At 35.2% G+C, this 15851-nt stretch carries 14 protein-coding genes and 2 pseudogenes; 13 read left to right on the top strand and 3 right to left on the bottom strand.

The window, feature by feature from the left end:
* The first annotated feature begins 233 nt into the window (after positions 1–233).
* Positions 234–716 carry a hypothetical protein gene (locus BN1082_RS23250; RefSeq protein ID WP_090638950.1) on the top strand — a complete coding sequence of 161 codons (483 nt, stop codon included), beginning with the start codon at positions 234–236 and terminating at the stop codon, positions 714–716.
* A 256-nt stretch (positions 717–972) separates the two neighbouring features.
* Here BN1082_RS23250 and BN1082_RS28625 read toward each other — a convergent pair.
* Positions 973–1763: pseudogene (locus BN1082_RS28625) on the bottom strand (tyrosine-type recombinase/integrase).
* 216 nt (positions 1764–1979) lie between these two features.
* Between BN1082_RS28625 and BN1082_RS23235 the strand changes: the two are divergent.
* From BN1082_RS23235 to tatA, 8 genes are all read left to right on the top strand, one after another.
* Positions 1980–2567: an SMI1/KNR4 family protein gene (locus tag BN1082_RS23235; RefSeq protein ID WP_090638948.1), complete on the top strand. Its 588-nt coding sequence runs from the start codon at positions 1980–1982 to the stop codon at positions 2565–2567.
* A 61-nt stretch (positions 2568–2628) separates the two neighbouring features.
* Entirely contained in the window at positions 2629–2934 is a 306-nt protein-coding gene (locus tag BN1082_RS23230; protein ID WP_090638946.1) for a DUF6980 family protein, read from the top strand.
* 115 nt (positions 2935–3049) lie between these two features.
* Positions 3050–3511: a hypothetical protein gene (locus BN1082_RS23225; protein WP_090638943.1), complete on the top strand. Its 462-nt coding sequence runs from the start codon at positions 3050–3052 to the stop codon at positions 3509–3511.
* 161 nt (positions 3512–3672) lie between these two features.
* A complete protein-coding gene (locus tag BN1082_RS23220) occupies positions 3673–4458 on the top strand; it encodes a DUF2750 domain-containing protein (protein WP_090638941.1) in 786 nt (261 codons plus the stop codon).
* Between the two features lie 210 nt (positions 4459–4668).
* Positions 4669–4986, top strand: coding sequence for a VOC family protein (locus BN1082_RS23215; protein WP_090639195.1), 318 nt, complete (start codon positions 4669–4671; stop codon positions 4984–4986).
* A gap of 109 nt (positions 4987–5095) precedes the next feature.
* Positions 5096–5248 carry a winged helix-turn-helix transcriptional regulator gene (locus BN1082_RS28745; RefSeq protein WP_090639192.1) on the top strand — a complete coding sequence of 51 codons (153 nt, stop codon included), beginning with the start codon at positions 5096–5098 and terminating at the stop codon, positions 5246–5248.
* A gap of 378 nt (positions 5249–5626) precedes the next feature.
* The gene (locus BN1082_RS23205; protein WP_090638939.1) at positions 5627–7525 is read left to right on the top strand and encodes a DUF4073 domain-containing protein; all 1899 of its coding nucleotides are present in this window, start codon (positions 5627–5629) and stop codon (positions 7523–7525) included.
* A 38-nt stretch (positions 7526–7563) separates the two neighbouring features.
* Positions 7564–7800, top strand: coding sequence for a twin-arginine translocase TatA/TatE family subunit (gene tatA, locus BN1082_RS23200; RefSeq protein ID WP_090638937.1), 237 nt, complete (start codon positions 7564–7566; stop codon positions 7798–7800).
* Positions 7801–8038: 238 nt separating this feature from the next.
* Here tatA and BN1082_RS23195 read toward each other — a convergent pair.
* Positions 8039–9401, bottom strand: a pseudogene (locus BN1082_RS23195) (IS3 family transposase).
* A 705-nt stretch (positions 9402–10106) separates the two neighbouring features.
* On the opposite strand from BN1082_RS23195, the gene BN1082_RS23190 reads away from it, so the two are divergent.
* Positions 10107–10484 (top strand): DMP19 family protein, encoded by a 378-nt coding sequence (locus BN1082_RS23190; RefSeq protein ID WP_176699912.1) that lies wholly within the window; start codon positions 10107–10109, stop codon positions 10482–10484.
* Positions 10485–10842: 358 nt separating this feature from the next.
* On the opposite strand, the gene BN1082_RS23185 is transcribed toward BN1082_RS23190, so the two are convergent.
* The gene (locus BN1082_RS23185) at positions 10843–11046 is read right to left on the bottom strand and encodes a cation transporter (protein ID WP_090638932.1); all 204 of its coding nucleotides are present in this window, start codon (positions 11044–11046) and stop codon (positions 10843–10845) included.
* 317 nt (positions 11047–11363) lie between these two features.
* Between BN1082_RS23185 and BN1082_RS23180 the strand changes: the two genes are divergently transcribed.
* From BN1082_RS23180 to BN1082_RS23170, 3 genes are all read left to right on the top strand, one after another.
* On the top strand, positions 11364–11777 hold the full coding sequence (locus BN1082_RS23180; RefSeq protein WP_245640525.1) for a hypothetical protein: 414 nt from the start codon (positions 11364–11366) through the stop codon (positions 11775–11777).
* 1526 nt (positions 11778–13303) lie between these two features.
* On the top strand, positions 13304–14296 hold the full coding sequence (locus BN1082_RS23175) for an aldo/keto reductase (RefSeq protein WP_090638928.1): 993 nt from the start codon (positions 13304–13306) through the stop codon (positions 14294–14296).
* 267 nt (positions 14297–14563) lie between these two features.
* The gene (locus tag BN1082_RS23170; protein WP_090638926.1) at positions 14564–15838 is read left to right on the top strand and encodes a phytoene desaturase family protein; all 1275 of its coding nucleotides are present in this window, start codon (positions 14564–14566) and stop codon (positions 15836–15838) included.
* Positions 15839–15851: the final 13 nt, after the last annotated feature.

Below are 15851 nucleotides of genomic sequence, written 5' to 3'. Positions count from 1 at the left end.
TCTTTCAAAAGCCAGTTTGTGAAACGATGCACTTAAACTATAGGGTAGCGATTGTTCATAAGAGCAATCGCTTTTTTACTAACGTGGCAGTTTAGCTTAAAAAGGTATTGTAAAAACAATGCAGAATATATACATTTACCCTTTATTAAAGTAGGTGTTAGTTTGTCTCAATCGTCGGCACAATGAATATTATTAATGTTTATGATACCACCTGAATAGGAGAAGATTTTTGAATGAGAACGCCTATATATTTAATTAAACCAAGTACCTTTACCTTAGATAAATTCTATAAGGTTTATGCAACAGAAACCAGTTATATTTTTATAAAACTTGGAGGACAGTTTTACGAAGAGAATGCGGTTGAAAAACAATATCTTTTGTTAGGATTAATTTTTTCACTTTTCAGGAAAAAAATTCTCGCAAATAGGCATTCTATATTTGAAAATAAGGTAGACAAAGAAATTGAAATTAATCCAGATTCCTTATTAGCTAAAAGAAATAATTTTAAAGTAGATTTAAATAACATTAAATCAGTTCAAGTCAGCGAAAAGTCAACATTTCATACAGCTTGGAACGATAATGGAAGTGTTAAAATTACTTTAAGCAATGGAAAAATTCTTAAATTCATCATCCCGTTATCTGTTTCAGCTAAGTTAGTTATTGATTCTTTTGAATCAAAAAATGTTCTTACACAAAGTTCTTTATACAACTGTTAATTATTATGTTAAAAGTAAATCGATTTCGATGCTCTTTTTTAGAGTTTATTACTGCTATTTTATTTGCTAATTGTTCTTTTAAAATTAATATGAAAATTAATGTTTTTTCCAAAAAACTAAACATCAAAAGAACCAGTTATTTATCAAAATAGTGTCTTTTTAATTATAAGATTGTGAAGTAGTGTACTTACACTAAAGGTGCAAGAATTGAAGAAAAGCAATGCTTTTATCGGCATTGCCTTTTTTACAACACTTCTTAAAAATACTTCTTATAAAGCTCTTGCCTTAAACTCCCGCTTAACTGAGCATATATCCTCGTAGTCTCACTTTTCTCGTGACCTAGTAAAATCTGAATGACTTCAAGAGGGGCACCATTATTTAACAGGTGAGTGGCATAGCTGTGCCTCAGTTGGTGTGGATGGATCGTTTGATTAATGCCTGCCCTTTTTGAAATCCGCTAAATGATGTATCTCATTTGGGCAATACTCATTCGATGAGGATACCGTTCGGTGACAAAAATGGCTGTCGCCATCCTGGCGTTGTTCAAGGTATCGTTTAAGCCAAATTTCGCAACGGATATGAAAATAAACTTCTCTTTCATTATCTCCTTTTCCCCTAACAATGGCGGAACGGTTTGACCAATTTATTCCACTCCTCGGTAATGTAACAATTTCTCCTATGCGGCATCCTATAGAAAACATGAATTCAAACAATGCCTTTTCCAATTGACTGGAACACGCCTCACGTAAATGTTCAATTTCAATTTCTGTTAAAAACTTAGGAATTCGTTTCCATGCTTTCGGTTCCTTTATTTTAGCAGCAGATTTTTTGAAACATGTCCTTCCTCGTGTGACCAACGAAAAAATGATTTCATAAAACGTATTCGGTGAGATAAGCTTGAAGGTTTTAGGGTTTCGCTAGACTTAGCCAGGCAATCTTTAAGATGAACAGTGGATATCGTATCAACTTTAACGTCCTTTAAATATCGAATAAGTAATGTGCCTGAAGTTTATATGCTTTTAATGTTTGTGATGAGAACCCTTCAATTCTTTTATCCGATTCATACGTTTCTCAAGCCTTTGACAATAACAAAATACATCTCTCACTAAAATTTCTTTTTTAGAGGAATTATTGACTTAATTCTCGAAATTGAAACTGGAGAGACTATTCAACTATCGTGGCAGAATAGTTTAGGAAGGAAAGTTATCAATAAATGTAGAAATATGTACTGTTTAATGGTCATCTAGATTAGGAGTGTATTCCATGCATTTGCAAATTCACGAAACTTTAAGCATTTTGGAAAATTGGAGAGATAAGGGTTTTCGCAAACTAAGCAATGGAACGGAAATCATTTGCCATGTACCTAAAATTGGACCTGAAGCTTGGTTACATTTGGTCTATGCACCATTACCAGAAGAAACAATTGATTCTTTAGAACAACATGTAGTTGCAAAAAAAATGCCACAAGTTTTAAAAGAATTTTATCGGAAAATGAACGGTATTAATCTTTTTTCTGATGTTTTTTGTGTAAACGGATTGAGAACTTCCTATGTACGAACTGGTAATGAATCTATCCAACCATATGACTTAGTCACCCTAGATAGTGGGAGACACAAAGAATGTCCAAACAGTTGGTTAATATTCGGAAGTTATTCTTGGGATGGTTCTCATGTTGTGATGGATACTTCTGAATCCGATAATCCCAAAGTATTTCGAATTGAACGATGGACTACGAATATTTTACTGGAATGGGACTACTTTTCTGAATGGTTAAACAGTGAAACTGTCCGTGTTCAAACCTTGTTTGATGAAAATGGGTATCAAATAGACCCTTCTATTCCTACAGTATAATGTTTGTGAAAAAATGTACTTAATCTATATGGTGCTTTACTAAAAATAAAGGAGTAATTCTATGAAAAATCATTGTTGCCAAAATATGACCCGAAGAGCAAACAATAAATGCGAGGAGCATTCTAATCCATTCGATTGTCCCGATAATTTAATATATTACAATGAACGATTTGATGAGTATGGGTTAATAATTTACGATGGCGGTGACTCCAGTTTACAAATAAATTATTGTCCCTGGTGTGGTACGAAATTGCCCAATTCGAAAAGGGATTTATGGTTTGACACTCTGGAGAAACTAGGCTTTGATGATCCGTTTGAACAAGACATTCCTAAGAAATTTAATACCGATGAATGGTACAGGAAATAAAGTGGTTTGTTGTTCAGCTAACGGGTGCATTCCTTTAATATGGGATGTTTTTTTCTTATTGAAGTAAAGGTCAGGTTTGTTCAATAAATATTCAGCATAACAAGGTGTGATTCAATTGGAGAATACGCGAATCTATCGGACTTCTTGGAGAATAATAATAAGTTTTATGGGAGTAGGTATCCTCTTCTTTTTGATGTGTATATTGGCTATCCCTACGGGAATCTCTTTTCCTCTAATCCTTGGATTCCTATTTTCTTTTACGGCTATCTTTTTGGGGCTTTATGACTGGAAGAATAGAAGGAAAGGGAAAGGGTACTATTGGGATGAAGAAGGTGTTGTCGTTAATTTTAAAGGAAACAAGGTCTATTGGAATGAAATCGAGAAAATAGAATTCTTGAATAGAAGGGGAAAGACAACAGTAATTTATCCTCGCTATAACTGTCAAGAAACGATTATGAAACGTCATAAGAAGTATGTTCCCGCAAAAGGTTATGCCATAGTTTGGTTCGACATTGAAGACCCTAATGAATTTCACTCTAAGTTAATTAGGGCTTGGAACCGAAAAAAGTCATTATAGAGACGATTCTGATAAAACTTCTTATTGAGCTACGGGTGCTTTACTGAAATAACGGTAATGCTTTTTCTTCTTCAAGTAAACGGATCAGGGAGTTGAAGAAGGAATTATTTGCTTGATTGACCAACTTTGAATGAAAATAGATAAAGTTTAAGGGAGAAATTATGTCAAATATACAGTACCCGCGTTCAGGTTTAAGAATCAGGTGTGAAAATGGTGTTAATTTAAAAGTAAGACAATCGTGTTTAGATTTTGCTGTATGGGTACGTTTAAATATGGAATTTCCGATAAGAGTTGTTGTATATCTGAAAAAAGCTTATCGAATAAAAACTCTAAAAACTAAAGAAATGGCGACTGCAACTTTTTTTGGTCCTTACGATAAAAATTTAGAGCCTTACATAAGGATTGCAACAGGAGACTTTGATGAATTAGTTTTGGAAAGTGGAGAAGTGAATGCAATAGGTGCGATTTTAAATAGTATTGCACACGAACTTATACACTACCAACAATGGATTGAAGACCGAGATTTTGATGAGGTTGAGGAAGAAAATGAAGTTGATGCAGAAAACAAAGGATTAAAATTAGTGCAAGATTATTATTATGGGAGTTCTTTTATAGAAGAGATTGTTAAGCAACAAAAAGTTTGGTCTATTGAAAATGAAGAGGGTATCCCAATTGCTGCAAATATGAATGGAAATTCTTTAATGCCTTTTTGGTCTTCAAAACTTAATGCTGAGAAAATAATTAATTGTGTGCCAGCTTATCGTGAATATAAAACCACTGATATTTCATTAGATAAATTCTTACAATGGTTAACAGAGCTTGAAAATGAAGAACTATTGATTGGTACAAATTGGAGAGGAAAACAACTAATTGGACACGAAATGGAACCGAAAGAGGTTATTGAACAAATTCATAATGAAAGTGCTGATGGTCTTGGGGATTTTTAACTTAATACTAAATTTCAGACCTTTATTAATTCCAAAAGCAAGTTTGTGAAGGATTACACTTAAACTAATTGTTGCGTTAGTTAAACCATTGGGTTGCAACTGCAACCCTTTTTCTTCTTCCATTAACGTTTCAGGGGGTGAAAGAAGGAATTCGCTTTCAAAACTAGAATTTAAATTAATAACTAATGGGATAGGAAGGAGATTCTTATGATAATAAAGGGTTTTGGAGGAATCTTTTGGAGGACTAAAAATCTAGAGGTTATAAAAAAATGGTACAGTAAAGTCCTAAAAATTGAAATTGAAAATTGGAATGGTACCATTATTACACCACAATCAGGCAATAAAACTATCTTTTCCTTCTTTTCTGAAAATGACCGCTATTTTCCAACAGAACAACAAGTGATGTTAAACTTTCAAGTTGAAAATTTGGATGACAGTATCAAACATCTAGAAAAAATGGGTGTTCCCCTTGTTATGGAAAAGACGATTAATGAATTTGGAAAGTTTATTTGGATTGAAGATCCATAGGGAAGACGTATAGAGCTTTGGGAGAAGTAATAGGGGTGCAAGAGTTGAAGATTAGGATTGCTGCGGCGATCCTTTTTTGTTATTGAGTTAACGGGAGTTTAGTTGAACAATCTTCATTAGCTTTTTTTCAACAATCGGGCCATTTAATGGAATAAAGGTTTACCTACGAAAAATCGAATATTCCCTTACAGAGCTCGGAAAATCTCTAGAAACCATTTTATCGGAGCTTTGTAAAAGGGGTGGTAACTATGCGAAACTATGACTAGTTTTGTATAGGATTACAAGAATAGAAGAGAATCGCTATATATCTCCATCAAATTCTTATAAAACTGTTTATCATAAAAAAACTTAAAAATCCCCTCAATCAAATTTCTTCTCAAGTCCAACTTAAACAAAAGAAAAATTGTTTTGTTTATTTTGTTTGATTTGCTTTTTTAATTTGGAATTTACATATGATTTATATTTTATAAATATTTCCCATTTACAATTAGGTCGTACAAATAAATTAGGAGGATAAATAATTGTTATAAACATCAAGTTTTAACTTAAAAGTATTTTCTGGACATCGTCGAAATGAATCTGATGTATATTCCTGCAGTTGAAATGGTTAATAATTTATGAGGAAAAGAGGATCAACATTATGAAAAACGACAAATCACAGAAAAAAAATAAAAATAGTGGTGTTTTTGAAAAAGAAATGAATCGACGAGATTTTTTACAGGGGACAACGAAAACAGCTGGACTTGCCCTCGGCTTCTCGATTTTTCCGTTTGGTGGTCTTCAATTGAATGGAGGGCAAACAGCCCTTGCTGCAGCCAATAGTAATGTCATCACGATATCGAATCTTGATCAAGGGACAGGCTTGTTCGAAGTTAACTTCCAGGGTACAGGATGGGGACATGGCTCGGACTCTTATAACAATAATACGGGCGCCTACTTTGAATTCGAATTTATAGGAGATCGATTCCGTCTACTTGGAGCAAAAGATCCCAGACACGGGATTGCCGGTATCTCCATTGACGGGGGACCGGAACAAAAATCCGATTTATATGCACCTAAAAGACAACCTGCAGGTGTTTATTATGAAAGCCCTGAACTTGAAGCGGGGAAACATAAAGTAAAAGTAATCGTTACCGGGGAGAAGAACATAGAGGCAAGCAATACGTTTGTTGTTTTAGACCACATTGAGGTGGACATCCCTGAGGATACTTCTCTCATCCAAGCGGTGCAAGCCGATGTTCAGCACGCGGGATTTATTCAGGAGGGAGTCCATACTCCTGTCATACTTCGATTGAATCAAGTATTCAGCGATTTTGTACCGAAAAGCATGAACATTCATTTTGATAATTCCATTCTTAAGGTTACCGACGTGACCGGAGTGCAAGAGGGATTACAGGTACAGATGGAGGAAATCTCCAAAAATGCAGTCGCTGTTAAATTTACAAGCAAAAATCCATTAAAACAACAAAAGACTGTCAATCTTGCGAAAATCAATGTAAAAGCGCAGGGTAAAGTAGGTTCAACCGGGAGTATCACGATTAAAGACTTAGTCGTAGCGGATGCCGTAGGTAGGGAAACGGTAATTTCGGAATTGAAAGTGAGCATTCCAATTACCAGAAAAGCCATCATGTCTTTCAACATCATTAGCGATATTCAAGGGGATACCGGGGATTTTGATACCGCATTGAAGCAAATGAATATCATCAACCCGAATTCTAAAGCGCTAATTATTAACGGAGATATTACAAACGGAGGGGGTATCGGAGAATATGAAACGGTACGCAATATAATAAATAACAATGCCGTTCCTTTCACTATCATCTCTTCCATCGGAAATCATGAATTTTATGAAGCTAAATGGAACAATTACAAAACTTCGGAAGAAGAAATATTCAGCCGATTCTATGATTTTGCAGGAGTGGACAAACCTTACTATTCAAAGGTCGTCAAAGGCATTCCATTTATTGTATTGGGTACGGAGAAATACATGGGCTTTTATCAAAATGCGCCAGACGTAAAAGAACAGTTCCCTAAATGGAACGGTGGTATTGACCAGGTATACATGAGCGATAAACAACTAGATTTCCTGCGCAGCCAGTTGGAGAAGTACTCCAAGCAAAATATACCAGTCTTTGTTTTATCTCACCATGTGCTGAAAGACACGGTTTCAGGTTCTCGACAAAGCCCTTACCTGAACGACTACATGCAGTATGATGAAATAATGAGCATTCTTGGAGACTATCCAAATGCTATCTTCTTCAGCGGTCATTCTCACTGGACTTTGGAATTGCCAGATTGGGCGGTAAATGTTAAAGTATCAGGCGGTAATAAGAAAGGCTTTACAGCCATTAACACCGGTGCCATTCAAACCGGATGGATGTCGGCAGGCCCGAATGGCGGGGAAGTGGTAAGCCCAGAAGGCGGTTTATTTAATCAGGCCTTGCAATTAGATGTATTTGAGGATGAAGTTGTCATCAAAGGCCGGAATTTTAGAACCAACAGTTGGATGCAGGAGTATGTTGTGAAAATCGGTAAATAACAGTTTGAAAAATGTTATATGAATAGGAGGAAATTAGAATGTTACAAAACATAGGGATTCCTGGTTTGATTTTAATACTTGTGCTTGCGTTGATTATTTTCGGACCTTCCAAGCTACCGGAAGTTGGACGGGCTTTTGGACGCACGTTAACTGAATTCAAGAGTGCAGCCAAGGGGTTAGTATCTGATGCATATAAAGAGGAAGAGAAAAAGGAAGAAAAAAAGCCTGAATTAAAGGCGGTTGAAAAGAAGCAGGAGAAATCAGCAGTTTCATAATCATATATAGACGAGGCAACTCGTCTATTTCTTTTTTCCAAGATTGTTTATAAGAAAAAGCTTATAAGTAATTACTTCAATATAGGATATATCCCAAAGAACTAAGAAAATATATAATAAAGCATTTTAATAATGAAAAGTCTCCAGTTTATTTATGGGATATTAATTGAGACCTTGTTCAACAAACGGGCGCTATTCTTAAGTGAAGTGACCCCAAAAATTTAGACACGATATTAAGTTAAGCAGCTATGGAGGATTGAATTCGGTATTGTACCGGACTCAATCCTTTTAATTTTCCTTTAATACGTTTGTGATTGTAGTATTCGATATACAGTTCAAGCTCACGATTGAAGTGAACCATACTCTCAAATTCTTGTATATATAATAGTTCAGATTTTAATAGACCAAAAAGTTCTCCATTACTGCATTATCTAAACAGTTACCTTTACGAGACATACTTTGGGTAATACCATGTTGTTTTAAGGCATAAGAGTATTGTTTCATTTGATAATGCCAACCTTGATCTGAATGTAATACTGGGGCATCTCCTTCGGATAAGCAGGTGACAGCTTTGTCTAACATTTTTGATACAAGTTCATACGTAGGACGACTTTGAATATTATAGGCGATAATCTCACCATTATATAAATCTAGTACAGGGGAAAGATATAACTTCTCACCAAATAAATGAAATTCTGTTACGTCCGTTACCCACTTTTCATTTGGTTTTGTCGCAACGAAATCACGTTGAAGAATGTTTGTTGCAATTTTGCCCATATTTCCTTTATAAGAACGATATTTTTTCATACGAACAAGAGATTTTAAACCCAATTCCTTCATAAGTCGTTGAACCGTTTTATGATTGATCAGGAAGCCTTGATTACGTAATTCTAATGTTATTCGACGATAACCATATCTTCCTTTATGGTCGTGATATATAGTAGAAATCATCGATTTCATTTCGGCATATTTATCAGGTCGGTCAAAGCGACTTGTCCAGTAATAATAAGTGCTACGCTTGATTCCAGCTAGCTGTATTAACTCTTTTACACTAAATTGATCCCTTAGTTCATAAACTACTTGCGCTTTGTCTTTCGTCGTAATGTTTCCTTTTCTTGAACTAAGGCATTCAACTTTTTTAGATACGCATTCTCCATACGTAAACGTTCATTCTCTGCTTGTAATGCTTCTAAAGAACCTTCTTCGAAGACCTGATTTTTAGTTTCTTTTTGGTTGTCTTTCTTCAACTTTGGACGCCCCTTTTTCTTAAGAATTAGGGAGTCTACACTATTGTTTCTAAGACTAATTCGCCATTTTCTAATTGTACCTGGAGAAGGTAAATTAAACTGCACTGCAGTCTCTAAAGAAGACAACCCGTTCTCGTTCATATATTTGAGTATGTTTAGTTTATCTTCAAAAGTGTAACGTGTATAGCCCTTTTTAAAAGCTTCTAATCCATGAAAGTGATATTTTTTTATCCAAAAATTAACGGTTTCATTATTAGTTAAATTGAGGGATTTAGCAATTGAATTAAGGCTTTCTCTACCATTTTCATAACGAAAAATGGCATCTAATTTTTGTTCAAGAGTAACTCTTGCCATAAAAAAGGCACCTCCAAATGTTTGACTCGTGTCTAACATTTGGGGTGCAGTTCAAAGTAAGAAGGCGTCTTTTTTAATATGCCCCTACACATTAAGGGATTAGATTTTGTTAAGGTAAAAAAATTGCGAACATTTTCACTTAAACTATCGGGTGCATTCCTTTAATAAGGGATGTTTTTTCTTATTGAATTAAAGGTCAGGTTAATTCAAAAAGGATAAATTATAAAACAAGAAGAATATGTAATAAATAGTGTTCGGTATCGTGTCCAAGGGGAGAATGATAAAAAATGAATGGTAAAAGATCCGATATTATATGGAATATAATCTCACTTATCTTACTTTGGGGTTGTGGAATGTATAGTTTGTTTTTAAAAAATGATAAAATAATGGTTATTATTATGCCGTTATTTACCTATTTGTTATTTAGAAAACCAAAGAAGTAAGTTAATTAGTATGTCTTGGTTAACCAACTGGGGCTTCTATCCAAGAAGGATTAATGTTCTTTTTTGTAAAACTTATTAAACTAAAGGAGGCGTTTCTTAAAGAAGGAGAAATGCTCTTTTTTTGTTGAAGTAAAGTGGCAGGTTTTATATTTAACAAACACTTACTCATTAGAGGAACTACAACGTGGCAGTCTAGTTCAATAACAGGTAAAAACTATTTAATGTCGAATATTTAGATAAAAAGTATATGGGGGTATTTTCAGTGAGTAATATAGAAGAAAAATATTTAGAAATGTCTCATAAGATTCAAGAGAAGGAAAGTGAAGCTGGGTTAGAAGGTCTAAATAGTAATGAAAGACAGTTCTATTTAGTGGATTCATTGTTAATGGAACTAAACAACGGTGGATTCGACCAATACTTTTCAAATAGTGCAGGTGAATTTTGGAGTGAGACCTTTGCAGTAATGGAGAAATTAGGGATAACGTTCTTGGCTAGTTTAGGATTAAAAGCAAATAAAATATATCATAGTAACAAATCAGAGGACGATAAACTAGATAAATTTGATGATTTAGATGATAAATTTTATGCCAAAATGGAGTATGAAGAAACATATAAAAAATTACTCTCGTTATTAAGCTAACGGGTGCGTTAGTACAACAACATTACAATTTCTTGTGGTAGTAAATGAGGGCATTTGTACTACAAAAAAAGGGATAGATAGAGCATATTTTATTCAGCTCATCTATCCTTTATAATTTACCCCTTATAATGTCTGACATTAAATAAAAATATAATGTTATTAAGGGTTTCAAGAAATATCTTGACTTTTAATAAAAACTAAAAAGGTGTTTTTTGTGTGGCATTTAATCTATACTTTACTCACTTTTTTAGGTTTTGTAGTTCAAAAACAGAACCCGATATCAAAGATGGTCCTTTTCTTTTTGGAATTATCTAAATTTATGCATAACGACTATCCTTACCAAGTTGTGTCTTTGTTATTAAATGTGAAAGTTATGTTGCTTTAAGGTGATGACGATTTGTTCTATTGAGATTTTTTTGTCATCAAATTCGACCTTTACTTCGCCATCAGTAGTGTCTAATAATACTCTTTCGATGCCATCCAATTGATTAAGGAGACTTTCAATTTCTTGAATCGGCTTTTCTGATGTTGCCTCATTAACAAAAATTGTTTCTACAGCCATTGGCATTTACTCCTTTAAAGGGAAGTTTTTTTTATTTTCCCCAGAAATTCAAACATCAAACGGAAAAAATAACTTAACCCTTTTGGTAAAAGCAAATTGGTAAAAAGCTCAAAAAAATCACTAAACTTATACCGTGACAAGTATTGTAAAGAGCATCTTTTTTCAAGTAGGCTCTGTATATTGTTGATTTTTTGCCTTCTTTAACTAAAGGAGCAGTTTAGATTAAGTACAATCCTTCACAAAGTTAGAATGAATAATGAATTCATTAAAACACAAATTAACAAACTAAGACCAAATGATTCGCACATGAGGTGGGTATGATGAATCGGGTCGGAAAATATGCCATTCAAAAAGATATAGACGAAACGGGTTTGTTAAAAATGGTACTTGAACTTCCAGAAAAAGACAAAATGTTAATGTGGTCAGAGGGGTATATCGACCTTGTTATTGATAAATTACCGGAGTATGGTAAGGATATTTTGGTGAATCGCAAAGATAAATGGGAAGATACGAAAGCCTATTATCAAGACCAACTTGACGACATCCTTTCAAAAGAAGAAGTAAAAATGAAAATGAAGAGCGAACGAAAAGAATTCGCTCTTTTTGTCATCGAGGATTTTAAGGAGTTTCAATCTTTACTCTTTTTGTGTTATGACGGCAATTTAAAAGACGTTGATTTAAGAAAATTCGTTTACCGGAAGAGATATGGAAGAAGAAAAATTAACTCGTAGGTAAATTAAATGTTTGTAAATTATTTCACTTAAAGTAACGGGTAGCTTTAGTTCAAGATGGGGCTGCTGCGGCAGTTCTTTTTTTATGCAGGTCAGTCGGTTAAAACCAGGAATCAAATGGCACTTCTCAAGGACAAAATGGTGCGATTAATACTGGTTGGAGCAAGGTCGGGAAAACTTGAAATTACTTTCAACCAACATGTGAAATGGTAACAGGATGGCTGGAGAATTCGAGCGGTTTGTATTCGAGGATGTAGTAGGAGTTACTTTACAAAACTTTAAGAGCTATGGAAATGGTAATAGTAACATTTAGGTCGATGTTTTAAAAAGGCATCACCTTTTTTACAAACTAGCAAATAAGGATTAAAATTTTTACAACGGGTGTCGCCTCTTTTTTTAAGAACTACATTTTTTGTGCTCTTAAAAAAATGACAAATTGACTATCAAATTCATATCTATTATAACTGTCAATATTAATTACTGAGGAGCTCTTCTTATTGAACGAATAAATAATTATTGGAATACTTGTGATTTTAGGTCCATAAAAAAATCAAGCATGAAATGTTATAATGTAGATTCATAAAGGCAGAGGAGTGATTTATATGAATCTACTAGAAACCATCCTTATTTCGGTGATCGGAATTTTGACTGCGATAGGAATTAGAGTAAATATGGAATAAACAGCAAAAGACCGCTGAAATTACGGTCTTTTTCCTAGAGAGACAAAGTACAAGCTTTTTGTTGTGTATTTATTGGTGATTTTCTTTGCGAAGTCTTGTGAAAGACAATTTTGCGCATTACAAGTAAACCAGTTGCTATTTACGACGAGTTTTTACGTTTTTTGTATGCAAATTCTTATGCCAAACCACCTAATTATTATTTTGTCATTGAATCATAGAAATGTACTATCATCTATCTCTTATAGTAAATTTCTAGGTCATATTGGTCAATAAGACCGATGTGGCCAGAGAAATAACTGTAAGACTAACGGGTTCTGTTTTCGAGTACAAAGTATAAAAAATCATTAGAAAAGGGACATCAAATCGTATACGTTTTGGTTGTCTCTTTTTTCTTGCTATTAAGGGATTTCTAATAATTTAAGCAGACTTTTGTTATGCCAAATCACACTTATAAAAGTTTCATTACAGAACTTACCGTAAATTATTAATTAATAAACTATTTCGTCCATTTGAGTTCGAATATAGGGTTATATGATAAATTAATTACAGATATTGTGAAAAAATGTACTTAAAGTAACGGTCAGTTGAATAGTGGTGTTTAACTTGTTGTTCAGCAATCTGTTCAGATTATGAAGGTTTGTACTTAAACCGTAGTATGCAGGTTAGTTGAACAATAAGTATCATAAAATAAAGGAAATTTGATTTTAGTAAAGAAAGAATAAATTAAGATAAACGTAATGAGGAGTGGGTTTTCAAAACGAAACTGGTAACAGATTGATTCACTTGGAATGCGGTGGTGGAAATTCACATATATTTTTAACTCATGATGATAGGGGGAATATACCAGTGAAAAAGCGAGCAATTGGTCATAACGGTCCTCTGGTTTCAGAGATTGGCCTTGGATGTATGGGGATGTCCTGGTTATATGGTAATGCTGATCGAAACGAAAGCATTGCAACAATTCATGCTGCACTTGATGAAGGCATTACACTCTTTGATACAGGGGATTTCTATGGCGATGGACACAATGAATTACTTCTCCGTGAAGCTTTACAAGGAATCCACCGGGACAATGCGTTCATTTCAGTGAAATTTGATGGTAAGCTACACTCGCAGGGCAAGAATCATCGGGATAGAGATAACCAACCTCATGCAATAAAGAATTGCCTTGAGGATACTCTACTGCGTCTAGGTGTGGAATACATCGATCTTTATCAGCCAGCCCGTTTAGATCCAAACGAACCAATTGAAGAAACGGTTGGTGCAATTGCCGATATGGTAAAGGCGGGATATGTGCGGTATATTGGTCTTTCTGAAGTAGGAGTGGATACAATTCGTCGCGCACATGCTGTACATCCAATTAGTTGGTTGCAAATAGAATACTCACTATTTAATCGGGGCATTGAGACCAATATTTTGCCTACTTTACGGGAATTAGGCATTTCGCTTTCGGCTTACGGTGTTCTCTCTAGAGGGTTACTGAGTGGTACATGGTCTAAAGATAGAGTGCTAGGTTCGGATGATAAGCGCGGTAATGCGCCGCGGTTTACCAGCGAAAATCTTGAAAAGAACCTAGCCATTGTAGAGTCCTTGCGTGAAATTGCTAAAGAAAAGCAAGTAACTGTTGCACAGCTTGCTATCGCATGGGTTCTATCTCGGGGTGAAGATGTTATCCCATTGGTTGGAGCAAGAAAGAGATCACAACTTCAGGATTCCCTTGGTGCACTTGACCTGAATTTAAGTTCAGACGACCTTTTACGAATTAACGAAGCCGTACCTCCAGAACTTGTCGCTGGTGAATACTATCCTATACCGCGGGAGAAATGGTTTTTCAACTGAACGGGTGCAAGAGTTTAAGAACATGCTGCCAGCAACGGCAGCTTTTCTTATTGTACTAAAGGTTAGTTGAACAATCGTCATTAGCTTTTTTCAACAATCGGGCCAGATTTTGGAATAACATTTTACCTTTATTAAAGCATTTGTTGCCTTTAAACCTGAGTTAGGCTTTAAACGAAAAAAGATCGGGCGCTTTTTGCTCGGTTTTTCTGTCACATAATCTTTCCTTCAATCGTCTTGAGTGTAGAACGTTATGAAGGAGGAATATTAATGGAAAAAGTTGATGTAGCAATTATCGGTGGTGGATTGGCAGGGTTAACGTCAGCCAATTACTTGGCTAAGGAAGGTAAAAATGTCACTATATTTGAGAAATCCAATCATCTCGGCGGGCGGTCAATGACTAATAAACAAAACGGTGCATTGTTTAACATCGGAGCTCATGCACTGTATGCGGGTGGAGAAGCTATGACCATTTTTAAAGAGCTTGGTGTTGACATAAGTGGGAAAAACGCGTTTGTTCAAACGCATGGGTTATGGAAAAACAAAGTGGTTCCATTTGCGACAGGATTTGGTTCGCTTCTCAAGTCACAGCTGTTTTCTTGGTCTGAAAAAATACAATTTACTCACTTGATCATACAGATTTGGACAATGAATGTAGATAAGGTAAAGACAGTTAGTTTAAGTGACTGGGCTGAAAAAGAAATAAAAAGTCCCATGATAAGGCACCATTTTTATACATTATGCCGTACAACCACATATACGTATGCACCAAATCTCCAGCAGGCCCGTCCTGTTTTAAGGCAGCTTCAAAGAACGCTGAAAACAGGTGTGATTTATATCGATGGCGGTTGGGAGACCATCGTTACCGATTTAAGAAACAAAGCTAAAAGTCTTGGTGTAAAAATAAAATGTCATTCTAACGTAGAAAGGGTAGAAGAGGAACATTCATTAAAAACAATTCATTGTGCAAGTGGTGAAACCATTAAAGCGGAGAATGTTATTATGGCGGTTCCGCCCGCCGAAGCCTGCCGTTTAGTTGAAAATCCTTTCTTATCTTTATGGAAAGAGCAGGCGGTACCGATTACAGCGACGTGTTTGGATCTCTGTTTAAGCCATTTGCCTAATCCAGATCATCAGTTTGTAGTAGGACTTGATCAGCCGATACTTTTCACGAATGAATCCAGGGCCGCAAACGTATGTAATACAGGAAATGCCGTCGTACATTTAGTGAAATATCATAATCCGACATGCCAAGATTATGATCCTCTTGCAAATAAAGAAGAACTGGAAAAAGTAATGGATCTCCTCCATCCAGGATGGAGAAACACGCTTATCACCCAACAATTTTTGCCAAAAATCACCATAGTGCACGATTTTCCCAGAGTTGATCGGCATGAACCCATCGGCCCTGAAGTCTCCTCAACGCAAGGACTTTACGTTGCAGGAGATTGGGCAGGTCATGAAGAATTATTGGCTGATGGGGCTGTTGCGAGTGCAAAGCTGGCCGCCATGTATATTCTGGAAAAAGGTAAAGTTCTAGTATGAGAGGGTGATTGAT

Origin of the sequence: Neobacillus massiliamazoniensis (assembly GCF_001048695.1) — a bacterium.
GTDB classification, from domain to species: Bacteria; Bacillota; Bacilli; order Bacillales; family Cytobacillaceae; genus Neobacillus; species Neobacillus massiliamazoniensis.
Note: the sequence above shows the minus strand (reverse complement) of the source record. Positions and strands in the feature narration are given on the sequence as shown.